Here is a 23,309-nt window from a genome sequence, read left to right on the forward strand (position 1 = left end):
GATCGGACGATGCTGGATCGCAAGCTGTTGGAGTCCCTGGGTGGCTGGGACGGCTATCGGGTGGATCGCGTGGTGTGGCCTGAAGGCGATGGGCGCACGGTGTCGCTGTATCTCAAGCCCACGGCCAAGGCCATGCATTGCGAGCAGTGCGGCGCGCGGTGTCGCCAGGTGCACGAGACGACGGTGCGACGCGTGCGCGACCTGCCCTTGTTCGAGTATCGGGTGGTGCTGCATGTGCCGCGACGGCGGCTTTGGTGTGAGCGGTGCGGCGGCCCGCGTCTGGAGCGGCTCGGCTGGCTGGGACGCTATCAGCGTGTCACGGATCGGCTGGCACAAGCCTGCAGCCAACTGCTGCAATCGAGCAACGTGCAGGCGGTGGCCAGGTTCTTTGATCTGGGCTGGCACACGGTCAAGACGGTGGATAAGGCGCGACTGCGTGCATCGATCCCGGAGCCGGACTGGTCGCGTATCGAATACCTGGCAATGGATGAGTTTGCCCTGCACAAGGGCCATCGGTATCGGCGTCTGTCAAGGCAGTTGGAACCTGATTCATGCGGCCTCTAATACTGGATCGGTGTCTTGCTCATGTTGATCCGGCTCGGGGTTGAGCCAGACGCTGCCGATGGGCTGCCAGTTGCGTAGTTTTCCCGACCATCGTGCTGGGTGGCGTTGCCTGGCTTGTTGGTACAGGCGCTGTCGGGCTTGCAGAATGGGGGCATCCAGGCCCGCATGACGCTGCGCCGGAGCCAAGTAGCGAATGGCGCTGTGGCGATGCTCATGGTTGTACCAGTGGATGAACTGATGCACCCACAGGCGTGCGGCCTGCACGCTTGCAAAGCCGTCGATCGGGTAACCGGGCCGGTACTTGCAGGTGCGGAACAGGGCCTCGGAATACGCGTTGTCGTTGGATACCTGGGGTCGGCTGTGCGAGGCGGTAATGCCCAGCTTCTCGAGCGTGACCTGCAAGGTCGAGCCTTTCATGGCGCTACCATTATCGGCATGCAATACCAGGGGTCGGTGCTGACACTGCTCGCGCAGCACGGCGCGCTGGATGATGGTGGCACTGTTGGCCATGTTCTCCGATTCAAACACCTCGGCCCCGACGATTTTCCGGCTGTAGATGTCCAGGATCAGATACAGGTAATAGAACCGGCCGCGGATACGCGTATGCAGGTACGTGACGTCCCAGCTCCAGAGCTGGTTGGGTGCGTCGGCACAGTGGCGCCGTGGTGCTCCAGCGTGACGTGGCGCGCGCGCCCGGCCACGGCGGTGCTGCTCATCGGCTTGGCGCAGCACGCGATAGAAGGTCGACTCCGACGCCAGGTACCGGCCCTCTTCATCGAGCAGCCGTACCACGATCTGCGCCGGCGGCAGGCTGGCGAACTCGGGACGGTGGCAGGCCTGCAGCACGGCCTGGCGCTCGGCGTCTGTCAGTGCATGCGATGGCGTGGCATGTATGGCGTGCGGGCGTCTGTCCTCATCGCCCGTCGCCCAGCGACGATAAGTGTTCAAGCCGATACCGAGTTCGATGCATGCGCTCTGCAAGCGTGCACCGGCCTGGCGAGCCTCATCGACCAACGCTACAGCTTGACGGCGATCCTGGGCATTGGTCATTCTTCCTCGTCCCCCCAGATCGCCCGGGCTTTTTTTCGCAAGGTCAGCAATGCTGCCGTCTCAGCCAGCGCGGCGTTCTTGCGGCGCAGCTCGCGCTCCAAATCGCGCGTGCGGCGACGTTCAGCCTTGAGCGCGTCGGCCTCCTGCCGGGCGGCGCTCTGGCTCTGCGCGTTGGCCTGCTCGCAACTCGTTCGCCAGCGGCGCAACTGCTCGGCATACAGTCCCCGGCGCCGGCAGTACTCGGCCAGCTCCACTTCGGACAGCGCAGCGCTTTCCAGCACGGCGTTGAACTTGTCCTGCGAGCTCCAGCCCTCGCTGTCCGACGCCTGGTCTGGCAACAAACGGCCCTGGCCGCGGGCCTGTTTGCGCCAGTTATAGATCGTGGCCTCGGAAATGCCTTCTTCGCGTGCCAGGTCGGAGACCGTGCGGTTGTGCGGGGCCAGTAACTTCTTCAGGATGGCTTCCCGGCGTTCTGCGGAATACTTCATCGGAACCTTCTCTTTGCCCCCAATGGTTTGGGACTCTAACAGCAACTGAGGTTCCAACTATTCTGACAGCGGGGGCAGCTCAGATGTCGCATGTCATCGACGTTGCCTCAGGATTTTTATGCGTTCGCATTTATTCATCTTTAAGAGCGCCCTATGTTAATCCACGGAACGTTTCCGCAAGAAAATCCACGAATGCTCGAACCCGTGCAGGTAACAGGCGCGACGCCGTAAGAACATATAGGGATTGCGGATCGAGCTCCCACTCTGGAAGTACGGCGACAAGGCTGCCCGTACGCACCAATGCAGCTGCGTAGCTGCGACTGAGTTGGCCAATTCCTATTCCATGCATTACCAACTGCCGTATGACCGCTTGACTATTTATCATCAACAGCGGACTGGGATTCACATGAATAACCTCTGGACCATTTCGCATTAACCATCCACCACCGGACTCCACTGGCGGGGGAAACAGGCAAGTGTGGCTGTTCAATTGCTCAGGTTTTGCTGGTACACGATGACGCTCCAGATATTCTGGGGCAGAATAGAGATGGCGATGCACCGTACCAATTCGTCGAGCGATGAGTCGTGAGGCGCTCGGTGGATCCCCGATTAGAATACTTACATCATAACGGCCGACCATAAGGTCCACTTCATCCGACGTCAGAAAGAATTCATAGGTTATTGAAGGATAGGCTGCTCGAAGTTCGTCGAAATGTACGTCAGCAAGGTATGCGCCGAAATCGGCGGGCATGCTGACTCGCAATTGGCCCCCTGGGGTCGATGTTTCGCTATCCAATTCATCATTAACATGTCGAACTTGTTGAAGAATGTCGTCTATTTGCTGGTAGTATCTCGCTCCAACTTCCGTCAGGGTGGTCTTCCTCGTAGAGCGGTGAAACAACTTAACGTTGATACCTTTTTCAAATTCAGAAATTCTTCTTGATAGTGTAGACACCGGGACACCAAGAGTCTCAGAGGCCTTGACGAATGTTCCCTCTCTAGCCACCTCCGCAAACAAAGCCATATCGCGGAGTCTGTCTATGTCCCTGTTCATTCCCGTCTCCTATACGCTGCGACACCAGCAGCCATATCTCTGAATCACCGGCAAATACTCTTTTCCGATCGCGGCACCTTACATACCGTGCATTTATCTCAGACTCACGCCTTCGGCGACTGATGCAGCCTTCTCCCATCCTCCTCCCAGTGCCAAAAATATGCGAACTCGGTCGGTGGCCAATGCTGTGTCGGAAGTCGCAAGCGCACTTTCTGCAGTTGCCAATGTTCTCTCGACATCCAATGTTTCCAAGCTCGATATCGTGCCGCCTATCGCCAGCTTTTTTTGCAGATTCAATGCCTCGCGATTGCGATCTCTCGCCTCTCGAAGTTGGCGATTTTCTTGCATATGCTGCGAGTACATCGTGAGCGCACTTTCCGCTTCTCGTAGAGAAGCCAGCACTACACCGTCGAATTTCGCCAATGCGGCCCGCGCATCGGCTCCCGCTTGGTCAATGCGGGCATGGGCAACCTGACGATTTGGAAACGTCCACGAAATAAGTGGCCCAAGGCTGTAATTGAACGCGGAACCACTCAAAGGCTTGCCACCCGTTCGAAAGGTGGTACCAATGTCGGCACCCAGGGTAATCGTGGGATAGAGCGCTGCAGTTTCAACGCCGATGGAAGCAGTGGCTGCGGCCAACTCCCGCTCGGCCTGGCGGATGTCGGGCCGTCGGCGAATCAGCGCTGCGCCATCTCCAACAGGTAAGGCTTTGGTTATCGTGGGAATGATCGAGCATTGTGCCAATGCAGGATCGAAATCGGTAGGTGCATGCCCCGTCAAGACGGCTAAACCGTAGAGCGCCGCACGACGGGCCCCTGATAATGAAGGCACGGCGGACGATAGCTGCGCGAGCAGTGCCTGCGAACGTACTTGGTCAATCGGAGCATAGATCCCGGCCCTTACCCCTTTTGCTGTCAGGGCCAGGCTTTGTCTTTGCAGTTCGACAGACTGCCGTGCGACAACAAGACGCGCTCCTGCCGCACAGGCATCCGTGTAGGCTCCCGCGACATTGGCTGCAACTGTTATCTGGGCTAAGTCATATGCCGCAATTTGGGCCTCTTCGCTGGCGGTAGCAGCTTCGACGGAGCGTCTGATACGCCCAACAACGTCAATTTCGTACGACACGCCCAAACCTGCATCGACCAAGCCGTGTGAACCGTCGGCGGCTCCGATGCCTAGCGTGGAGCTCTGTGCCAGGGAAACGCTCGTCTGGGCGTTGGGTTGTACACCATAAGCGGCACGAACCTCCTGCACTACCGCCCGAGCATGTTCCAAATTTGCTGCGGCGACGCGTAAGTCGGCATTAGCGCGCAGCGCTTCGCCAATCAGTGCGTTTAACCGGGAATCCGAGTACAGTTCCCACCATCGAGCCGGCAGTGGGCTCGATGAAAGTCCTGCTGTGCCCGACGCCTCAAACTCATTATCAGCTTGTAGCGATAAGCCGGCGGGCAATGCGGGGGTCATATAGTCTGGTCCCACCGATGCGCACGCGCAGAGCAATCCGCTCGCTGCCAACAAGACTGCCCATCGAGATTGACCGGCGCGCATATCAGTGCCGCTCCGCAGTGGGTAGAAAAGGAACGCTATCATCTACGACGACTGTTGCGGTTCGACCAGCAATCAGTGTCGCGCCTTTAGGCACCTCGTCAATGGCAATCCGCACTGGAATTCGCTGAGCTAGCCGTACCCAACTGAAGGTAGGGTTGACGTTTGCCAATAGCGTTCCCGTCGAAGTGACGCGCTCTCTATCCTCGATACCTGCCGCAAACCCCTCTACATGCCCTTTGAGAGACCGACTTTCTCCCATAAGATGAATAGTCGCGGGCATGCCTACTCCCATGCGCGACAGTTTCGTTTCCTCAAAGTAACCTGCGACGTAAAAACTGTCTTGATCGACGAGCGCCATGACGGGCTGTCCAGCTATAGCGTAAGCGCCAGGTAGCAACGAAAAGTTCGTGATAATGCCGTTTACTGGCGATCGGACTTCCGCGCGCTCCAAATTAATACGGGCGCGGTCCAAGCTGGCAATCGCTTGTTCATACTGCGCTCTAGCGGTTTCGGCTGCGGTTCGCCGGACATCTAATTCCTGGGGGGCCACGACGTCAGCCAGTCCGCGATACCTCTTATCCTCCCGCTCCGCTGCGGCTAACTGCGCCTTAGCTGTTGCCACGGACGCTTTAGCCTCGGCCAAATCATTGGCAAGTCGAACGCGGTCAATGACGAATAGGACGTCTCCGTGCTTGACTACCTGATTGTCACGCACGCGGACTTCATCGACTCGTCCGGATACATCCGCCGCTAGCGCTACGACGTCAGCCCGCACCTTTCCGTCTCGAGTCTGAGGGGAATAGGTATAGTACGCATATAGGTGCCATAACGTGAAGGCGCCAAGTACAGCCAACGCCAAAGTAAGCGCAATCTTCAGCACTCTTGAGGATTGTTCCCAAGGAATCATTTCAGAAATTCTGCCTAGTGATGGAGTTCAGCAGTATGAAAACCACGCCGATCAGGATAAAGAATAGTGATGTGTCAAACAGAGGCCGGCTCCAGATGTGCCGATAAACACCCATTAGCTCCAATAAGCGAGAAATCACTACACGAGCAATCAGTGCAATGCCCCCGCTGTCAGAATAGTTGGAACCTCAGTTGCTGTTAGAGTCCCAAACCATTGGGGGCAAAGAGAAGGTTCCGATGAAGTATTCCGCAGAACGCCGGGAAGCCATCCTGAAGAAGTTACTGGCCCCGCACAACCGCACGGTCTCCGACCTGGCACGCGAAGAAGGCATTTCCGAGGCCACGATCTATAACTGGCGCAAACAGGCCCGCGGCCAGGGCCGTTTGTTGCCAGACCAGGCGTCGGACAGCGAGGGCTGGAGCTCGCAGGACAAGTTCAACGCCGTGCTGGAAAGCGCTGCGCTGTCCGAAGTGGAGCTGGCCGAGTACTGCCGGCGCCGGGGACTGTATGCCGAGCAGTTGCGCCGCTGGCGAACGAGTTGCGAGCAGGCCAACGCGCAGAGCCAGAGCGCCGCCCGGCAGGAGGCCGACGCGCTCAAGGCTGAACGTCGCCGCACGCGCGATTTGGAGCGCGAGCTGCGCCGCAAGAACGCCGCGCTGGCTGAGACGGCAGCATTGCTGACCTTGCGAAAAAAAGCCCGGGCGATCTGGGGGGACGAGGAAGAATGACCAATGCCCAGGATCGCCGTCAAGCTGTAGCGTTGGTCGATGAGGCTCGCCAGGCCGGTGCACGCTTGCAGAGCGCATGCATCGAACTCGGTATCGGCTTGAACACTTATCGTCGCTGGGCGACGGGCGATGAGGACAGACGCCCGCACGCCATACATGCCACGCCATCGCATGCACTGACAGACGCCGAGCGCCAGGCCGTGCTGCAGGCCTGCCACCGTCCCGAGTTCGCCAGCCTGCCGCCGGCGCAGATCGTGGTACGGCTGCTCGATGAAGAGGGCCGGTACCTGGCGTCGGAGTCGACCTTCTATCGCGTGCTGCGCCAAGCCGATGAGCAGCACCGCCGTGGCCGGGCGCGCGCGCCACGTCACGCTGGAGCACCACGGCGCCACTGTGCCGACGCACCCAACCAGCTCTGGAGCTGGGACGTCACGTACCTGCATACGCGTATCCGCGGCCGGTTCTATTACCTGTATCTGATCCTGGACATCTACAGCCGGAAAATCGTCGGGGCCGAGGTGTTTGAATCGGAGAACATGGCCAACAGTGCCACCATCATCCAGCGCGCCGTGCTGCGCGAGCAGTGTCAGCACCGACCCCTGGTATTGCATGCCGATAATGGTAGCGCCATGAAAGGCTCGACCTTGCAGGTCACGCTCGAGAAGCTGGGCATTACCGCCTCGCACAGCCGACCCCAGGTATCCAACGACAACGCGTATTCCGAGGCCCTGTTCCGCACCTGCAAGTACCGGCCCGGTTACCCGATCGACGGCTTTGCAAGCGTGCAGGCCGCACGCCTGTGGGTGCATCAGTTCATCCACTGGTACAACCATGAGCATCGCCACAGCGCCATTCGCTACTTGGCTCCGGCGCAGCGTCATGCGGGCCCCCGCTGTCAGAATAGTTGGAACCTCAGTTGCTGTTAGAGTCCCAAACCATTGGGGGCAAAGAGAAGGTTCCGATGAAGTATTCCGCAGAACGCCGGGAAGCCATCCTGAAGAAGTTACTGGCCCCGCACAACCGCACGGTCTCCGACCTGGCACGCGAAGAAGGCATTTCCGAGGCCACGATCTATAACTGGCGCAAACAGGCCCGCGGCCAGGGCCGTTTGTTGCCAGACCAGGCGTCGGACAGCGAGGGCTGGAGCTCGCAGGACAAGTTCAACGCCGTGCTGGAAAGCGCTGCGCTGTCCGAAGTGGAGCTGGCCGAGTACTGCCGGCGCCGGGGACTGTATGCCGAGCAGTTGCGCCGCTGGCGAACGAGTTGCGAGCAGGCCAACGCGCAGAGCCAGAGCGCCGCCCGGCAGGAGGCCGACGCGCTCAAGGCTGAACGTCGCCGCACGCGCGATTTGGAGCGCGAGCTGCGCCGCAAGAACGCCGCGCTGGCTGAGACGGCAGCATTGCTGACCTTGCGAAAAAAAGCCCGGGCGATCTGGGGGGACGAGGAAGAATGACCAATGCCCAGGATCGCCGTCAAGCTGTAGCGTTGGTCGATGAGGCTCGCCAGGCCGGTGCACGCTTGCAGAGCGCATGCATCGAACTCGGTATCGGCTTGAACACTTATCGTCGCTGGGCGACGGGCGATGAGGACAGACGCCCGCACGCCATACATGCCACGCCATCGCATGCACTGACAGACGCCGAGCGCCAGGCCGTGCTGCAGGCCTGCCACCGTCCCGAGTTCGCCAGCCTGCCGCCGGCGCAGATCGTGGTACGGCTGCTCGATGAAGAGGGCCGGTACCTGGCGTCGGAGTCGACCTTCTATCGCGTGCTGCGCCAAGCCGATGAGCAGCACCGCCGTGGCCGGGCGCGCGCGCCACGTCACGCTGGAGCACCACGGCGCCACTGTGCCGACGCACCCAACCAGCTCTGGAGCTGGGACGTCACGTACCTGCATACGCGTATCCGCGGCCGGTTCTATTACCTGTATCTGATCCTGGACATCTACAGCCGGAAAATCGTCGGGGCCGAGGTGTTTGAATCGGAGAACATGGCCAACAGTGCCACCATCATCCAGCGCGCCGTGCTGCGCGAGCAGTGTCAGCACCGACCCCTGGTATTGCATGCCGATAATGGTAGCGCCATGAAAGGCTCGACCTTGCAGGTCACGCTCGAGAAGCTGGGCATTACCGCCTCGCACAGCCGACCCCAGGTATCCAACGACAACGCGTATTCCGAGGCCCTGTTCCGCACCTGCAAGTACCGGCCCGGTTACCCGATCGACGGCTTTGCAAGCGTGCAGGCCGCACGCCTGTGGGTGCATCAGTTCATCCACTGGTACAACCATGAGCATCGCCACAGCGCCATTCGCTACTTGGCTCCGGCGCAGCGTCATGCGGGCCTGGATGCCCCCATTCTGCAAGCCCGACAGCGCCTGTACCAACAAGCCAGGCAACGCCACCCAGCACGATGGTCGGGAAAACTACGCAACTGGCAGCCCATCGGCAGCGTCTGGCTCAACCCCGAGCCGGATCAACATGAGCAAGACACCGATCCAGTATTAGAGGCCGCATGAATCAGGTTCCAACTGCCTTGACAGACGCCGGCTGCGTCCTTGCGATTGCTGAAGGACGTCATTTCGCGCGCCGCAGATCTTTTGCATATTGAGCAATCGCCGTGCGCAGCACCCGGACCCGCGCCGGTCAGCTGCTTCCCGAGCCCGTTCCTCGAATATTTACCGCATTGGCGCAAGCACCCGATGGCGTGCGGTGGCTAGTGGCGTTCATAGTCAGTTGCGAAGCGTCCGCTCGGTTGGAATTGCGCTGCTACTTTTTTACTTTTTTTGGCGGTATGTCCTCAAGGGGAACCAGAATCGAGGCTCGTTTATCTCAAGTTCTGTTGTCATGGCAGCAAGTACCGAAAGTCCTGCCCTGAGTGTCTCTGGCGAGAGCAGCGCCGTGTCTGCCACATCAACACTGCGTTTCCTTGCGCCGCGGCTTGAGGTGCCCTTTGGGCGGCATAATAGAAAAATTCCACGGCATAAAGATGGCATGAATATTGCTTAATCTTCGTTGCGGTATCGCGATGTGCGATAGAAAGAACGGAGACAACAATGAGAATAGCTGGATTCTCGGCTGCGATGGCGGTCGTCTGCGCGGTCGGCATGTCGTCCGCGAGTTTTGCGGACAGCTTTCCGAACAAACCCATCAGGTTGATCGTGCCTTATACGGCAGGGGGCCAGACCGACATTCTGGGCCGTGCTTTGGGAAAAGAATTGTCGGCGGCGCTGGGGCAGCCAGTCGTGATCGAGAATCATACCGGTGCGGGAGGAAACATCGGCATGGACATGGTGGTTAAGGCCACCCCTGACGGCTATACGCTTGGACTTGGAACGAATGGTCCACTGGCGGGCAACGCTACCCTGTACAAAGACCTGCCTTACAACCCCGCGAAAGATTTCTCGCCGGTGACCCGTATTGCATTGGTCCCAAATGTGCTGGTTGTTCATCCATCGCTGCCGGTACGCAACGTGAACGAGCTCATCGCGCTCTTGAAGGAGAATCCCCAAAAGTACTCCTATGCGTCCGGCGGCAGCGGCACGACGCAGCATCTCGGCGCCGAGCTGTTCAAGCTCATGACGGACGCGAGCATGGCACATGTTCCATATCGCGGAGAAGGCGCCGCCATGAGCGATGTGCTGGCGGGACGGGTTCCGATTTTCTTTGTCGGCCCGGTCGTCGGCGTGCCGTATGTAGAAGCGGGAAAATTGCGGGCTTTAGCGGTCACTTCGAAAGAGCGGAGTCCCGCGCTGCCGGATGTGCCCACGATGATCGAAGCAGGCGTTCCGGATTATGTGCTGACCGCCTGGTATGGCTTGGTCGCGCCTGTCGGCACGCCGGACGCGGTCATCAAGAAACTCAATCTGGCCAGCGTAAAAGCCCTGAACTCCTCCGCGATACAGGAACGGCTGGCGGCTTTGGGTGGTACGCCGGCGCCTGGGACGTCGCAGGAATTCGGCGATTTCATCCGTTCGGAGATTCTCCGCTGGGCGGATCTCATCCAGCGTACGGATGCCAGATCCGACTAGCGTGTCGAATAAGCGGACAACGCCCGCGGCGCCGGGCGCAGGCATTGCCGCGCTTTACCGATCACGGCAGGCGAACCGGGACATGACCGGAAGCGGCCCGACAGCTCACATATTCTTTCGTTCAATTAAAGGCTTTCAATGTCCAGCATGATTCTCGGAGCCCGCGCGCGGCCATTTCTGAACCCTCTCTCCATTGCGGTAATCGGCGCGTCGGCGGACGAAGATAAGATCGGCGGGCGGCCGATAAAGTATCTCAGGCTCGCCGGCTATTCCGGGCCGATTTATCCGATCAATCCAAAGCGCGACGCTATCCACGGACTGAAATGCTATCCCTCGATTACCGCCGTCGATGATGATATCGATCTTGCGATCATTTCCGTTCCCGCCCAGGAGGTGCTGTCGGCGGTCGAGTCATGTGTGGCGAAGCGCGTGAGCGGCGTGCTCATTTTCTCCTCTGGGTTTTCCGAGGTCGATGAGGCGGGACGTATTTTGCAGGAACGCATTGTCCAACTGGCGAGCGAAGGAGGCGTTGCGCTGCTGGGACCCAATTGCGCAGGCACGTTCAACACGCGGGCCGGATTGCTCGCCACCTTCAGCAGCGGAATCCTTGACAAGCCGCCGCAGCCCGGTTCCATCTCCTTTGTCAGTCAGTCTGGAGCCTTCGGAATCAACATGTTGGTGCTCGCCGGAGAGCGAGATCTCGGACTGAGCATGTGCCTGACCAGCGGCAATCAGGCCGATGTGGATGTGGCGGAAGCCCTGGCTTACATGGCGCAGGACCCGGAGACCGAAGTCATTGGCGTATGCATCGAAGGAATTCCGGACTTCGATCGCTTTCTTGCGGCCATCGAACTGGCTCGTCGCAATCGCAAGCCGGTGATCGTGCTGAAACTGGGGCGCTCCGAGGTCGGCGCGCGGGCAGTGGCTTCGCATACCGCGAGCATCGCCGGATCGGACGAGGTCTTTGACGCAATTCTTCGCCAATACAGCGTCTGCCGCGCCCACTCCATTGAAGAGCTGCTGGATATTGCCTATGCCTGCTCGCTTCGGCGCCACCCGCCGAATGATAAGTTGGGAATCATCACGGTATCAGGCGGCGTCGGCATATTGACTGCCGATCAGGCGTCGGCGGCCGGGCTGGATGTTGCGGAGCTGCCGGCGCAGCCTCAGGCCGCCATCAAGGCGCTGCTGCCGTTCGCCGCGGCCGGTAATCCTGTGGACGTCACAGCGCAGATTACGACTCAGCCCGCATTGGTTGAGCCGATGTTCGAACATATGCTGGCCGGCGGCTATGGGTCTTCGATCGCGCTATTTACCTATCTTCCCCGCAACAGGGTTCTGTTCGAGAAGATGCTCTTCTACTTTGAGAGGGTAGCGTCCAGGTATCCCGGCCATTTCTTCGTCATATGCGCCCTGACCGACTCGGAGATGCGCACACGCCTGGAAAGTATGGGCTATGCGGTATTCGACGATCCGGGCAGAGCGGTCAGGGCAATTCGCGCGCTGGTCGATTTCCAGAAGGCGTTCGACCTACCGTCCGCGGTGCGCGAGGCAGTTGTCATGCTCGGGGCGAAGAGCGTTCGACGCGGGGCCGTGTATGACGAATTTCAGGCCAAGAAGTTGCTGGCGCTTGCGGGAATTCCCGGCTTGCCGGAGGAACTCGTGTCGTCCGTCGACCAGGCGCTGGGCGCCGCCAAGCGCATAGGCTATCCGCTGGTCATGAAGATCGTTTCACCCGAAATTAAGCACAAATCCGAAATCGGCGGCGTGCTTCTTGATATCAAGGATACGGAACAGGTTCGACAGGGCTACGAAACCCTGCTGCGGCGGGCTGCCGACGCGGCGCCGAACGCGGAGGTGAGGGGCGTCCTGATGGCACGACAGGTGAAGGGTGGTGTCGAAACCATTCTTGGCGTATTCCGCGATCCCGTAATCGGCCCCATTGTCATGTTCGGCTTGGGCGGCGTGCTGGTCGAGATCCTCAAAGACGTCACCTTCCGAAGAGCGCCCATTTCTCGCGACGAAGCATATCGCATGATTCGTGAAGTGAAAGGACATGCGCTGCTGCAAGGCGTGCGCGGAGTCCCCGCGGCCGATGAGGACGCGCTGATCGTTGCCTTGGTCAAGCTGTCCATCTTTGCCGCATCCCAGATTGATTCGATTGAATCTATTGACGTCAATCCTTTCGTCGTCTTGCCCGCGGGCAACGGTGCATTCGCCCTGGATGCATTGATCGAGGTCCGCAGCGCGTGAGCAGCGGAGGCGTTTCGCATTGTTCGTAGCAGCGCATGGTGGATACGCCGATCTCGTCGGATGATGTCATGCGGTGACAGGCGCCTTTGCCACGTTGCTCAAAAGTTATGAAATTGAATATACCGAGGAGGTTGAATCTGCGTTATGAGAAATCCCAATATTGATTATGGTCTATCCGACGAACAGAAAATGATCCGCGAAAGTGTGCTTTCGCTTCTGGAAAAGGCCATGCCTCGAGAGAGGATCCTGGAAATGGACGAAGCGCGCCAGTTTCCCATCGAGGCCTATATGGCGTTGGCCGAGGCCGGTTGGATCGGGTTGCCGCACGAGCGTGAATACGGGGGCTCGGAAGGCTCGTGCAAGGACTTGGCCATCTTTGTCGAAACGGTTTCTTATCATAATGCTCAACTGGCGTCCGCCTATCTGACTACCGCCATCTATGGCGGCATGCAGGTCAAGTACGGGGCAAGCGCCGAAGTCAAAGCGGAAATCTTGCCGAAGCTGGTCTCCGGCGCTCTGCGCCTGGCGCTTTGCATCACCGAACCCGCGACGGGTTCGGACGTTGCGTCTATTAGTACGCGCGCTGTCCAGGATGGGGACGACTACCTCATCAGCGGGCAGAAGGTGTACATCACTTGCGCTCATATGGCGGACTACTTGGTTGTGGCAACCAAGACCAATCCCGATGCGCGGCACAAGGGAATCACATTATTCCTGGTCGATGCTCATGCGCCGGGCGTTGCCGTTCGACCGCTCAAGGGATTGGGGCGGCGAATGATCCACACCAATGAAGTCTTTTTCGATGACGTGCGGGTATCGTCCGCTCGCATGCTTGGCGAACTCAACGGAGGCTGGCGGGCTTTGATGCGCGGGCTGAACATCGAGCGTCTGTGCCTTGCCGCGGCGGCGTGCGGGAACATGATGCGCATCATCGATGACGCTCGTGATTTCGCCACGCAACGCGCGCAATTCGGCAACCCCATTTCGAGCTATCAGGCGATCGCCCACAAATTCGCCGATATGCAGATCATGGCGACCAGCGCGAGAGTCATGACCCTTCATGTCGCGGAAATGCTGGACGCGGGACAAACCCCCACCATGGAGACAGCGATCGCAAAAGTACAGGCGACCGAGAGCAACTCTCGATGCGCGGATATGGGAATGCAGATCATGGGCGGCGCGGGATACATGATGGAGCATCCGATGCAGATGTATTTTCGCGATGCAAGGGTTGGCACTATCGGAGGCGGTACGAGCGAAATCATGCGTTCGATCATCGCCAAGCAAATGGGCCTGTGATCGGTTGCCGCAGTCGGCGCTACTCATGTCGCACGGTGAGGCGATGAAGCGTCCCGTGCTCGGCGCAGTCTCTGCCTGTCTTGTGCACAGGCACTGTCGTGTATGTGGTGCAGACAAATGGCCCGCGTCGATCTCTGCCTCGCCAATCGATAGCGGGATTGCCGGCCTCGATCGGCCGTCATGACGACGGCCGATCTGCGCATTTCATGCCGTTGGCGTATTCGAAATCGTTGGCACAGATATTGCTTTGTTGTCTTTGTGTCGCGGGTTTTTATGCGACATCCATAAATCTCGTTTGTTGAAAGCCATGCATACTGAAAAATCAGAGACTGTTCTGCTCGGCAAAGAAGAAGGCCTGGCAACGATTACCTTGTCGCGGCCAGAGAAGCGCAATGCGCTGTCGACTGAAATGCGACTTCGGTTCGGAGCGTGCATTGCCGACGTGTCAAACGACCCGGAAGTCAAGGTCGTGCTTATACAAGGCGAAGGCGAAGCATTCTGCGCCGGCGCGGATCTGGACAAGGCGCCGGATTCACCGCTGGCGTGGCGAGACCGTATTCTGCTTGCGCAAAAGCATCATATCGCTATTGCAAGAATGCAAAAGCCCGTCGTCGCCGCCGTTCAGGGAATGGCGGTCGGCGGAGGCGCGTCAATCGCCCTTGCCGCCGACATTCTGGTGATGGCGGAAGACGCCAAGCTGGTTTTTCCCTTTGTGCGATTGGGCCTGGTTCCGGACGGAGGCCTGAGCTATCTGCTGCAGGCCAAGCTGACTGCCGCGGTCTCCATCGATTTGCTGTTGGCGGGTGGAACGCTGACCGCAGCGCAAGCCCTGCGATTGGGTTTGACACGGCGCGTTGTGGCAAATCAGGAACTGGGTTCCGCTGGCCTCGAACTGGCCCGGGAACTGCGGCGTCTGCCGTGGGAAGCGGCAATGCTCACGAAGTCACTGTGCGCACAGCATTGGGCGGCGGGACTGGAACGTGTGCTCAGCCATGAAGCGGATGCTTTTGCGCTCGCTTCGTCGACTGAAGGGCACGCGCGCGCCCTGGCGGCCATGCGCGAGAAACTCAAAAAGGACAAATGATGTTTGCACCAGACATTCTTCAAGGACGAGTCGCCATGATCACCGGCGGCGCCGGCGGCATAGGCCTGGATATTGCCAAGACCTATGGCCGGCTGGGCGCGCGGGTGGTGCTGGCCAGCCGAAACCAGGATAGATTGGACCACGCCGCGGCCCAGTTGAGCGAAGAGGGCATAGACGTCCTGGCGGTGCGTGCCGACGTGCGCAACTACGACGAGGTCAAGGCGGCCGTGGAGAGCGCAGTGACGCATTTCGGCGCGCTCGACATCCTGGTGAACAATGCGGCGGGAAATTTCTATTGTCCCACTGCGGAACTGTCGCCGAATGGCTGGCGGACGGTTATCGACATCGATCTCAACGGCACGTTCTATGGTTGCCATGCGGCATACAAGCATTTGAAGCAGTCGCCGTTCGGCGGCTGCATCATCAGCATCGTCACGATGCTCGGCCTGAGCGGCTGGCCAGGCGCCGCCCATGCGGGCGCGGCCAAGGCAGGCATCCTGTCTTTGTCCCGGACGCTGGCAGTCGAATGGGGAGCGGACAACATACGCGTCAATACTATCTCTCCCGGCCCCATCGGCGACACGGAAGGGGTACGCCGCCTCTATCAGGAAACGGGGCGAGAGGAGCTGGAGCGCAAGAAGACCGCTCTGGGCCGATTCGGGCGAAAGACGGATATCGCCAACGCCGCGACCTATCTGGCGTCCGACATGGCTGCATACATCACCGGGGAAAACATGATCGTCGATGGCGGCCGGTGGCTGAAATATGTGGCGGCTTGAAATACATCGCACAAAAATCTGAACATCGAGAAGACAGAATGGATTTCGAACCAACCGAAGATCAAGTCCTGCTGCGACAGGCGATCTCGCGTCTTGTGAAGGCCGAGTGCCCTTCTGAAAAGGTTCGCCGCTGGGACAGGGAAGGCATTTTCCCCGAGGACGTCTATGCCGCGATGGCCGGTGCGGGCTTTGTATCGATGGTGGTGCCCGCCGAGTATGGCGGACTGGGCAGTCCCATGTCGGATTGCATCATCCTGTACGAGGAAGTCGCCCGGCCTGCCGTCGACTTCGCCACCCGAATCGCTCTGCAGGCCTGGGGATCGATGATTCTGGCGGATTTCGCCAGCGAGGAGCTCAAGCGGGACATCCTGCCGCGCGTGGCAACAGGCGAGCTCAAGCTCTCTTTCAGCCTGACGGAGCCGAGCTCGGGATCGGATGCCGCTTCGCTGGCCACCAGTGCGCGCCGCAGCGGCGACGATTGGCTGCTGCGCGGCCAGAAGCTGTTTTCCAGCGGTGCGCATGCGCCGGACAACATGATCATCGTTGCCGCACGCACGGCCACGGGGAAAAGCCGTCACGAAGGGATATCGCTGTTCCTGGTGCCCAATGATCTTCCAGGCCTGCACATTCAGCGTCTGGACGTGATCGGCCGCCGTATCCTGGGGCTGACGGAAATCTTTTTCGATGACGTGAGAATTCCTTCGCGCTATCTGATCGGCGCGGACGGCAGCGGCTGGGAATATGTCGGCCGTCATCTCGAGCGGGAACGCATCACGCTGGCGGCCAACTATATCGGCAGTGCAAGCAGCGCAGTGGATGATGCGGTGGCCTACGCCAAAGAGCGCCGGCAATTCGGCAAGCCCATCGGAAAATTTCAATCGATCGCCCATCGGCTCGCGGACATGGCAACGGAGCTGGAGGTCGGCAGATGGATCACCGCGATGGCTGCCTGGCGCTACGACAACGGTCTGCCGTGCCGCAAGGAAGCCAGCATGGCCAAACTCTATGTCTCGGAGATGCTGCAACGCGTAACGGCTAGCGGCATGCAGATTCTCGGCGGGCACGCCTACACCGCCGATCACGATATGCAACGTTATTGGCGCGACGCCCGCAACGCGACGGTAGGCGGCGGCACATCGGAAATACAGCGCCAGCTCATCGCGAGAGACCTGGGGCTATGAGTTCATTGTCTGGGTTCGTCGCCGACCGGCAGCGGTTGTTCGGCCAGAAAGAGATGCGGCGGCTGATCGATCCTTCGAGCGTCGCCGTCGTCGGCGCTTCGGACACGCCCGGGTCGTTCGGCCGCCATACGTTGGAGAACATCCGCGTCGGCTATCAAGGACGCCTGTACGCGGTCAACCCCAAGTATCGGAGCGTCGCGGGTGTCCCCTGCTATGCCTCGCTGGAGGATCTGCCGGAAGTGCCGGACTGCGTCATCGTGGCGGTGCCCAATGACGCGGTGTTGCCGCTGGTGGAACAGGCCGCGATGTGCGGGGTGGGTGGGGTGATCGTATTCTCCTCCGGCTTTGCGGAAGTCGGCGATATCGAGAAGGTCCGGATCCAGCATCGCATGGCGACCATCGCCGCTGAAACGGGAATGCGGATCATCGGTCCGAACTGCGTGGGGATTGTCAATTCGAACAGCATGGCCGCCTTGACGTTCATGCCCAAGTTCAATGAGATGTGCTGGGCGCGTGGCGACATCGGCCTGATCTCCCAGAGCGGCGCGCTGGGATATTGCGTGCTGCAGGGCATGGAGCGCTGGATAGGGTTTTCTCATTACCTGTCGCCGGGCAACTCGTGCGACGTCGACGTCTGCGACATGATCAATTATCTGGTCGACGACGAATCGACCAAGGTGATCGCCTGCATGTTTGAAGGCGTGAGAGACGGTGCGCGGCTGTTGCGGGCGGCGCGGCGCGCGCTCGAGGCGGACAAGCCTCTCTTGATATACAAAATGGCGACGAGCGCCATCAGCCGGCGCACTGCGCTTTCTCATACGGGAACCATGGCCGGGTCGGAGCAGGCCTATGCAGCCGCCTTCGAGCGTACGGGGGTGGTGGTCGTAGACGACTGGGAAGCCATGCTGGAAACGGCCGTGTTCTTTTCCAAGGCGGGCCGGCCGAAGGCATCCGGGGTAGGCGTGATCGCCAGCTCTGGCGGCGCGGCCGTGATGGCTGCCGACAAGGCGGAAAATCTGAACGTTCCCCTGCCGGCACCCGCGCCGGGAACCGCCGATATCTTGAAGGCTGTCATCCCGGATTTCGGCGCAGTCGACAATCCATGCGATTTGACCGCGGAGTCCTTGAAAAGCCTGGATCTCTATGGCGAATGCATACGCGCGTTCGCGAATGACCCGAGCTATGCCGTGGTGGTGGTTCCGATGATGTCGGCGCACCGTCCAGCGACGGTGGAACGCGCCCGATTTATTTCGCAATTGGCGGAAACGGTGAATAAGCCGATCTGCATCGTGTGGATCAATGAGTGGCTGAATGGCCCGGGTAGCGAAATCTATGATTCCTCGCCGCGTCTATCGATGTTTCGATCGATGCGGCGCTGCATCAGTGCGGTGAGAGCCTGGCTGACGCACTACCAGCGCCGCGACACCTTGCTGCGGCAACCATCCCGATCGCCCGGGCGGCCGCCGGCCGGCCGCATTGGGCCGGCGCATGCCGCGCGCAGCCGTACTTTGAGCGAAAGCGAATCCAAACGCCTGTTGGTGGCTTTCGGCGTGCCGGTGACCCGGGAGAGGTTGGCGGACGGAGTTGATGCCGCCGTACTGGCGGCTACGGAAATCGGTTTTCCTGTCGCCTTGAAGCTGGACTCCGCCGACATTCCGCACAAGACAGAGGCGGGTGTCATCCGGCTCGGCCTGCGCGACGAGGCAGAAGTGCAGTCGGCTGCCGAAGCGCTGCAAAAGATCGGCGCGGCCTTTCCCCACCGCCCGGTCATCAACGGCATTCTGGTACAGGAGATGGCAAAGGCGGGCACGGAATTCATGGTGGGCATGCGCCGCGACCCGCAGTTCGGCTCGCTCGTGCTGTGCGGCTTCGGGGGCGTAGATGTCGAGCTCGTGCGCGATGTCGCCGTTCAGTTGGCGCCGGTCGATCGCGAACAGGCGCGCGATCTGATTCTGTCGCTGAAAAGAGCACCGATTCTGACAGGGTACCGGAATCGGCCCGCCCTGGACCTGGAAGCGCTGATCGACGTAGTCTGCCGGGTTTCCGATCTGGCGATAGACATGCAAGGCATCGTCGAGATCGATATCAATCCTTTCATATTGCATGAGCATGGCGGCGTAGCCGTCGATGCACTGATCGTTTCCACAGACCGGGAAAAAATATGACACCGCACTCAACGACGTCAGAATCCGTGCGGCGTTTTGAAACGGCCGCGACGCGAACGCTGGGCATCCGCTACCCCATTGTCCAGGGAGGCCTTGCGCGCATTGCGCGGGCGGAGTTGGCGGGGGCCGTATCCGCCGCCGGCGGCTTGGGGCAATTGGCGGCGGCGGGGCTGGGGACGCCCGAATTGTTGCGCGCCGAGATACGGAAAGTCCGGCGGCTTACCGAAGCGCCTTTCGGCGTCAATTTTCCCGTGGGGCATATGCCGATCGACGTGCTGATCGACGTGGTCCTCGAGGAGAAAGTGGCGGTGGTCTCGTTCACCGGCGGCAACCCAAAGCCATATATCCGGCGGATGGAGGGATCCGGCATCGGTATCCTGGTGCTCGTGGCTGGACCGGAACAGGCGATCAAGGCGGAGCAGGCGGGGGCCGACATCATTGCGACGGTGGGTTTTGAGGGCGGCGGACACATAGGCCGGAGCGATCTCACGACCATGGTCGCGGTGCCGCTGGTCAAGCGCGCCGTCGGCATTCCGGTTCTGGCCGGAGGGGGGATCGCGGACGGAAGCGGGCTGGCCGCCGCGCTGGCGCTGGGGGCCGACGGCGTAGAAGTGGGAACGCGCTTTATCGCCGTGAAAGAAGCCTATGCCCACGAGGGGTATAAGGCGGCGGTCGTGCAGACAAAAAGCGACGACACCGTTGTCATAAAACGGTCGCTCGGCACGCCGGGCCGCGCGCTGTCGAACCGCTGGACCGAACGCATTCTTGCCGCGGAGGCACAGGGAAAGCCGCGAGACGAGGTGCTGGCTCTGGTCCGGGCCGACGCGAACGAGCGGGCCGTGCGCGACGGCGACATGGAAACCGGCCTGGCATGGTTGGGGCAGTCGGCTGCTATTGCGTCCGATATCCCCGGCGCGGGCGCGCTTGTGGAGCGCATGGCGGCGGAAGCCAGAGACATTCTGAGAGGGTTGGCGCAGACCATGACATAAAGACGCGCTTTCCGGCGGAAAGCGCAACAACAGAGAGGAGACCACGCAAAATGACAAGACAAGACCCTCAACGGCCTGCCTATGCGTCGCGGATGCTGGCGAGAACGGCTGCATCCGCGCACAGGACGCCTGGCCGGGACGTTCGTGCGAATCAAGAGTGGACGGGTGGTTCATGGACCTGATCAATAAGGTGCTGGACTGGCTGACCCGCGCGGCCACGACGCTGGCCGCCATCGGGCTGTTCTGCATGATGGTGATGGTCGTGCTGGACATCGTCCTGAAGTATGTGCTGCACCAGCCCATTCCGGGGACACTGGAAATGGTGTCGTTCTATTTCATGGCGGTATGTGCGTTTCTTCCATTCGCCTATGTCCAGAAAACGGAACATCACATCGTCATGACGCTCGCGACCGATCTCATGCCGCCGAATGTCCAGCGCGTTCTGATCGCCGTGGGTTATCTGGTCGGTGCCGCCTACTTGGCGGTGATGACCTGGGCCTCGGCCGGCGAGGCCCTGCGCATGACGCTCATCGGCGAAGCCACGGGCGCCACGCATTTCGACGTGCTGATCTGGCCGGGGCGCTGGTGCGTTCCGGCGGGTGCCGGATTGATGGCTTGCTGGATGATATTGCAGGCAGCCAAGGCCTTCTCGAAGGAAAACGATCATGTTTGATATGAGCCCCGTGGCGATCGGGTTCTCCGGCCTGATCATCCTGGTTGTCCTCATGGCGCTGCGGGTGCCGGTGGGCATTGCGCTCGGCCTGGTCTCGGTGGGAGGCATCACTGTTCTGCGCGGCTGGGGCGCGGCAGTTGCCGCGCTGGCGGGCCTGCCGTTCGAGTTCGTGGCGCATTGGTCGCTTTCCGCCGTGCCCATGTTCCTGCTCATGGGGGCGGTTGCCTATCACAGCGGGATGACACATGGATTGTTCAGCGCCGCCAAGAAATGGCTGGGCTTTCTGCCCGGGGGCCTGGCCGTGGCGACCAATTTCGCCAGCGCCGGATTTGCCGCCGTGTCCGGTTCCAGCCTGGCGACGGCGGCTGCCATGGGCCGTATCGCTATTCCGGAAATGCTCAAGGCCCGCTATGACCCGGGCCTGGCCGCGGGCGTCGTGGCGGCGAGCGGGACACTGGGTTCTCTTATCCCGCCGAGCATACTGTTTGTGCTTTACGGCGTCTTCACCGAACAGCCGATCGGCAAGCTGCTGATTGCGGGATTGCTTCCGGGATTGCTGACGGCCTTCGTGTATGCCTCGATGATCATCGGCCGGTGTGCGGTCAACCCGCGGCTGGCGCCGGTTCCCGCGGAGCGCTATGGCCTGGCTGAGCGCCTTGCAGAATTGCGCTCGATCTGGCCTGTGCCGCTTCTGATTCTTGCCGTGGTCGGGGCCTTGTACAGCGGCTTTGCCACCACCACAGAAGCCGCCGCGTTTGGGGCGTTCATGGCCTACGTCATCGCCCTCGCGCAGCGCCGGCTGAATTGGCGGTCTTTCAAGGAAAGTCTTCTGGAAACGCTGACGAGCACGGCTTCGATCTTCTTTGTCGCCGTGGGAGCGATTCTGCTGACTCGCTTCCTGGCATTGAGCGGCGTGCCGTCTTATCTGGCAGGGCTGATGGGCGACTGGGCGCTCGACCCGATACTGGTGGTGCTCGGCGCATCCTTGATCTATCTGTTCCTGGGCATGTTCCTGGATCCCGTGGGATTGATGCTGATCACGCTTCCCGTGCTGATGCCGATGTTCCGCGCCCTGGACCTGGATCTTATCTGGATCGGCGTGCTGGTGGTCAAGTACCTCGAGATCGGCTTGTTGACGCCGCCTGTCGGATTGAATGCCTATGTCGTCAGCGGCGTCGTGGGAAAGGCTGTGCCGTTGTCGACCATCTTCCGCGGCCTGCTCTGGTTTGTCGCCGCGGAGGCCGTGATTGTTGCCCTGTTGATCGGGTTTCCGCAAATCAGCTTGTATTTACCGTCCTTGATGGATTACTAGGCGGAACGACCCAGCGTCTGTTCCGGTACGAAACTTGGAGATATGTCTGATGAAAGCCTTGATTTCTTTCCTGAGCAAGTTTTCCGTGGCGATGGTCATGGCCATGCCGGCGGTGGCGCAGCAACTGAGCTACACCAATTATCTTCCACCTACGCACGCTACCAATCGCTATGCGCTCGAACCGCTGTTCGAGACGGTGAAAAAAGAGACGAACGGCAGCCTCACGTTCCAGCTTCATGCGGGAGGATCCATGGTGGGGGGAAAAGGGACGATCTCGGCGATACGCGACAGCCTGGTCGACGGCGGATTCGTGGTCAGCCTGTATCACCAGAACGAGATTCCGTTGAACACAGTAATCAGCGATATGGCGTTCTTTGCCAAGGATCCATTGGTGGCCATGGGCGCGGTGAACGAGACAGTGCTGCTGGATTGCAAAGAGTGCCTGGACGAGTATCGCAAGTACAAGATCGTCTATATGGGCGCCTATGCGACGACCCCTTATATGCTGATGTGCAAGAAGCCGGCGCAGGGCTTGGCGGATATCAAGGGGCTGAAGATGCGTGCCGCCGGAACCGTATACGGAAGATGGGCGACCCGCATGGGAGGGGTGCCGGTCAATATCCCGAACTCGGAAGCCTATGAAGCGCTCGAGCGCGGCCAGCTCGACTGCCTGATCGGCTCTATGAGCTGGCTGAAGACCCTGTCTTTGTGGGACATGACCAAGAATGTGGTCGATCTTCCCATGGGGGCTTTCCTGGGAGGCGCCTTCATTTCCTTCAATGAAGACAGTTGGAACAGCGTCAAGAAAGAAGACCGGGATGTGTTCGTGAAGCATCTGCCCGCGGCGATGGCGCGGCTGGCCGTGGGCTACGCCCAGGACGATATGGATGTCGCGAAAGAGGCCAAGAGCAAAGGCGTGCAGATCCTGGAACCGAAACCGGAACTCACCCAATTGCTCGATGCCTATCGTCAAGACGAGGTGAAAAACACGATCGAAGCGGCGAAGTCGCGGGGTGCGAAGAATCCCGAGAAAGTGGTCGAGGCGCTGCTCAAGAACCTGGAGAAATGGCAGACGATCGTCGACAAGATCGGCCATGACGAAGCCAAGTACGAGCAAGCGCTTCGCGATGAGATCTATTCCAAGGTGACGTTCTGAAATAAAAAACCCCCACGCTGCGCCTTCGGCTTGCTGCCCCCCGAGGGGGC

The 23,309-nt window shown here is 60.2% G+C and carries 17 protein-coding genes and 3 pseudogenes; 15 read left to right on the forward strand and 5 right to left on the reverse strand.

Annotated features, from left to right (window positions below):
- Window positions 1-9: 9 nt before the first annotated feature.
- Window positions 10-519, forward strand: a pseudogene (locus tag BPET_RS06075) (ISL3 family transposase); the annotation flags it as partial.
- A 30-nt stretch (window positions 520-549) separates the two neighbouring features.
- On the opposite strand, the pseudogene BPET_RS06080 reads toward BPET_RS06075, so the two are convergent.
- From BPET_RS06080 to BPET_RS25800, 5 genes and pseudogenes are all read right to left on the reverse strand, one after another.
- A pseudogene (locus BPET_RS06080) lies at window positions 550-2,102 on the reverse strand (IS3 family transposase).
- A 151-nt stretch (window positions 2,103-2,253) separates the two neighbouring features.
- Complete coding sequence (locus BPET_RS25790) at window positions 2,254-3,156, reverse strand: LysR substrate-binding domain-containing protein (RefSeq protein WP_012248193.1); 903 nt, start codon at window positions 3,154-3,156, stop codon at window positions 2,254-2,256.
- 93 nt (window positions 3,157-3,249) lie between these two features.
- Window positions 3,250-4,623, reverse strand: a complete 1,374-nt coding sequence (locus tag BPET_RS25795) for an efflux transporter outer membrane subunit (protein WP_231852657.1) — start codon at window positions 4,621-4,623, stop codon at window positions 3,250-3,252.
- 85 nt (window positions 4,624-4,708) lie between these two features.
- Window positions 4,709-5,614, reverse strand: coding sequence for an efflux RND transporter periplasmic adaptor subunit (locus tag BPET_RS06090; RefSeq protein WP_012248195.1), 906 nt, complete (start codon window positions 5,612-5,614; stop codon window positions 4,709-4,711).
- A gap of 1 nt (window position 5,615) precedes the next feature.
- A complete protein-coding gene (locus BPET_RS25800) occupies window positions 5,616-5,729 on the reverse strand; it encodes a DUF1656 domain-containing protein (protein WP_081482979.1) in 114 nt (37 codons plus the stop codon).
- 121 nt (window positions 5,730-5,850) lie between these two features.
- Between BPET_RS25800 and BPET_RS06095 the strand changes: the two genes are divergently transcribed.
- The 14 genes and pseudogenes from BPET_RS06095 (at window position 5,851) to BPET_RS06160 (ending at window position 23,259) form a co-directional block, all read left to right on the forward strand.
- A complete protein-coding gene (locus BPET_RS06095; RefSeq protein WP_012247241.1) occupies window positions 5,851-6,342 on the forward strand; it encodes a transposase in 492 nt (163 codons plus the stop codon).
- A complete protein-coding gene (locus tag BPET_RS06100) occupies window positions 6,339-7,268 on the forward strand; it encodes an IS3 family transposase (RefSeq protein WP_012248196.1) in 930 nt (309 codons plus the stop codon). Before BPET_RS06095 ends, BPET_RS06100 begins: the two co-directional genes overlap by 4 nt.
- Before the next feature lie 35 nt (window positions 7,269-7,303).
- Window positions 7,304-8,856 (forward strand): annotated as a pseudogene (locus BPET_RS06105) (IS3 family transposase).
- Window positions 8,857-9,393: 537 nt separating this feature from the next.
- Entirely contained in the window at window positions 9,394-10,368 is a 975-nt protein-coding gene (locus BPET_RS06110; RefSeq protein WP_012248198.1) for a Bug family tripartite tricarboxylate transporter substrate binding protein, read from the forward strand.
- A gap of 138 nt (window positions 10,369-10,506) precedes the next feature.
- Window positions 10,507-12,621, forward strand: coding sequence for an acetate--CoA ligase family protein (locus BPET_RS06115; protein ID WP_012248199.1), 2,115 nt, complete (start codon window positions 10,507-10,509; stop codon window positions 12,619-12,621).
- A gap of 144 nt (window positions 12,622-12,765) precedes the next feature.
- Window positions 12,766-13,920, forward strand: a complete 1,155-nt coding sequence (locus BPET_RS06120; protein ID WP_012248200.1) for an acyl-CoA dehydrogenase family protein — start codon at window positions 12,766-12,768, stop codon at window positions 13,918-13,920.
- A 307-nt stretch (window positions 13,921-14,227) separates the two neighbouring features.
- Window positions 14,228-15,004: an enoyl-CoA hydratase/isomerase family protein gene (locus BPET_RS06125; RefSeq protein ID WP_012248201.1), complete on the forward strand. Its 777-nt coding sequence runs from the start codon at window positions 14,228-14,230 to the stop codon at window positions 15,002-15,004.
- A 35-nt stretch (window positions 15,005-15,039) separates the two neighbouring features.
- Window positions 15,040-15,783, forward strand: a complete 744-nt coding sequence (locus tag BPET_RS06130) for an SDR family oxidoreductase (protein ID WP_231852658.1) — start codon at window positions 15,040-15,042, stop codon at window positions 15,781-15,783.
- On the forward strand, window positions 15,780-16,964 hold the full coding sequence (locus BPET_RS06135; RefSeq protein ID WP_231852659.1) for an acyl-CoA dehydrogenase family protein: 1,185 nt from the start codon (window positions 15,780-15,782) through the stop codon (window positions 16,962-16,964). Before BPET_RS06130 ends, BPET_RS06135 begins: the two co-directional genes overlap by 4 nt.
- Window positions 16,961-19,129 (forward strand): acetate--CoA ligase family protein, encoded by a 2,169-nt coding sequence (locus tag BPET_RS06140; RefSeq protein ID WP_012248204.1) that lies wholly within the window; start codon window positions 16,961-16,963, stop codon window positions 19,127-19,129. Before BPET_RS06135 ends, BPET_RS06140 begins: the two co-directional genes overlap by 4 nt.
- Window positions 19,126-20,118, forward strand: a complete 993-nt coding sequence (locus BPET_RS06145; protein ID WP_012248205.1) for an NAD(P)H-dependent flavin oxidoreductase — start codon at window positions 19,126-19,128, stop codon at window positions 20,116-20,118. The genes BPET_RS06140 and BPET_RS06145 overlap by 4 nt, the downstream gene beginning before the upstream one ends.
- Window positions 20,119-20,308: 190 nt before the next feature.
- Window positions 20,309-20,791 (forward strand): TRAP transporter small permease, encoded by a 483-nt coding sequence (locus BPET_RS25430; RefSeq protein ID WP_158310076.1) that lies wholly within the window; start codon window positions 20,309-20,311, stop codon window positions 20,789-20,791.
- Window positions 20,784-22,103, forward strand: a complete 1,320-nt coding sequence (locus BPET_RS06155) for a TRAP transporter large permease (RefSeq protein WP_012248207.1) — start codon at window positions 20,784-20,786, stop codon at window positions 22,101-22,103. Before BPET_RS25430 ends, BPET_RS06155 begins: the two co-directional genes overlap by 8 nt.
- Window positions 22,104-22,152: 49 nt before the next feature.
- Window positions 22,153-23,259 (forward strand): C4-dicarboxylate TRAP transporter substrate-binding protein, encoded by a 1,107-nt coding sequence (locus tag BPET_RS06160; RefSeq protein ID WP_012248208.1) that lies wholly within the window; start codon window positions 22,153-22,155, stop codon window positions 23,257-23,259.
- Window positions 23,260-23,309 lie beyond the last annotated feature (50 nt).

The sequence above is a fragment of the Bordetella petrii genome, from assembly GCF_000067205.1.
In the GTDB taxonomy this organism is placed as follows: domain Bacteria; phylum Pseudomonadota; class Gammaproteobacteria; order Burkholderiales; family Burkholderiaceae_B; genus Bordetella_A; species Bordetella_A petrii.

Bases quoted from the DNA above. Each gene is read 5' to 3' on its own strand.
- BPET_RS25790 (WP_012248193.1), bottom strand. From the start codon at position 3,156: ATGAACAGGGACATAGACAGACTCCGCGATATGGCTTTGTTTGCGGAG.
- BPET_RS25795 (WP_231852657.1), bottom strand. From the start codon at position 4,623: ATGACCCCCGCATTGCCCGCCGGCTTATCGCTACAAGCTGATAATGAG.
- BPET_RS06090 (WP_012248195.1), bottom strand. From the start codon at position 5,614: ATGATTCCTTGGGAACAATCCTCAAGAGTGCTGAAGATTGCGCTTACT.
- BPET_RS25800 (WP_081482979.1), bottom strand. From the start codon at position 5,729: ATGGGTGTTTATCGGCACATCTGGAGCCGGCCTCTGTTTGACACATCA.
- BPET_RS06095 (WP_012247241.1), top strand. From the start codon at position 5,851: ATGAAGTATTCCGCAGAACGCCGGGAAGCCATCCTGAAGAAGTTACTG.
- BPET_RS06100 (WP_012248196.1), top strand. From the start codon at position 6,339: ATGACCAATGCCCAGGATCGCCGTCAAGCTGTAGCGTTGGTCGATGAG.
- BPET_RS06110 (WP_012248198.1), top strand. From the start codon at position 9,394: ATGAGAATAGCTGGATTCTCGGCTGCGATGGCGGTCGTCTGCGCGGTC.
- BPET_RS06115 (WP_012248199.1), top strand. From the start codon at position 10,507: ATGTCCAGCATGATTCTCGGAGCCCGCGCGCGGCCATTTCTGAACCCT.
- BPET_RS06120 (WP_012248200.1), top strand. From the start codon at position 12,766: ATGAGAAATCCCAATATTGATTATGGTCTATCCGACGAACAGAAAATG.
- BPET_RS06125 (WP_012248201.1), top strand. From the start codon at position 14,228: ATGCATACTGAAAAATCAGAGACTGTTCTGCTCGGCAAAGAAGAAGGC.
- BPET_RS06130 (WP_231852658.1), top strand. From the start codon at position 15,040: ATGATCACCGGCGGCGCCGGCGGCATAGGCCTGGATATTGCCAAGACC.
- BPET_RS06140 (WP_012248204.1), top strand. From the start codon at position 16,961: ATGAGTTCATTGTCTGGGTTCGTCGCCGACCGGCAGCGGTTGTTCGGC.
- BPET_RS06145 (WP_012248205.1), top strand. From the start codon at position 19,126: ATGACACCGCACTCAACGACGTCAGAATCCGTGCGGCGTTTTGAAACG.
- BPET_RS06155 (WP_012248207.1), top strand. From the start codon at position 20,784: ATGTTTGATATGAGCCCCGTGGCGATCGGGTTCTCCGGCCTGATCATC.
- BPET_RS06160 (WP_012248208.1), top strand. From the start codon at position 22,153: ATGAAAGCCTTGATTTCTTTCCTGAGCAAGTTTTCCGTGGCGATGGTC.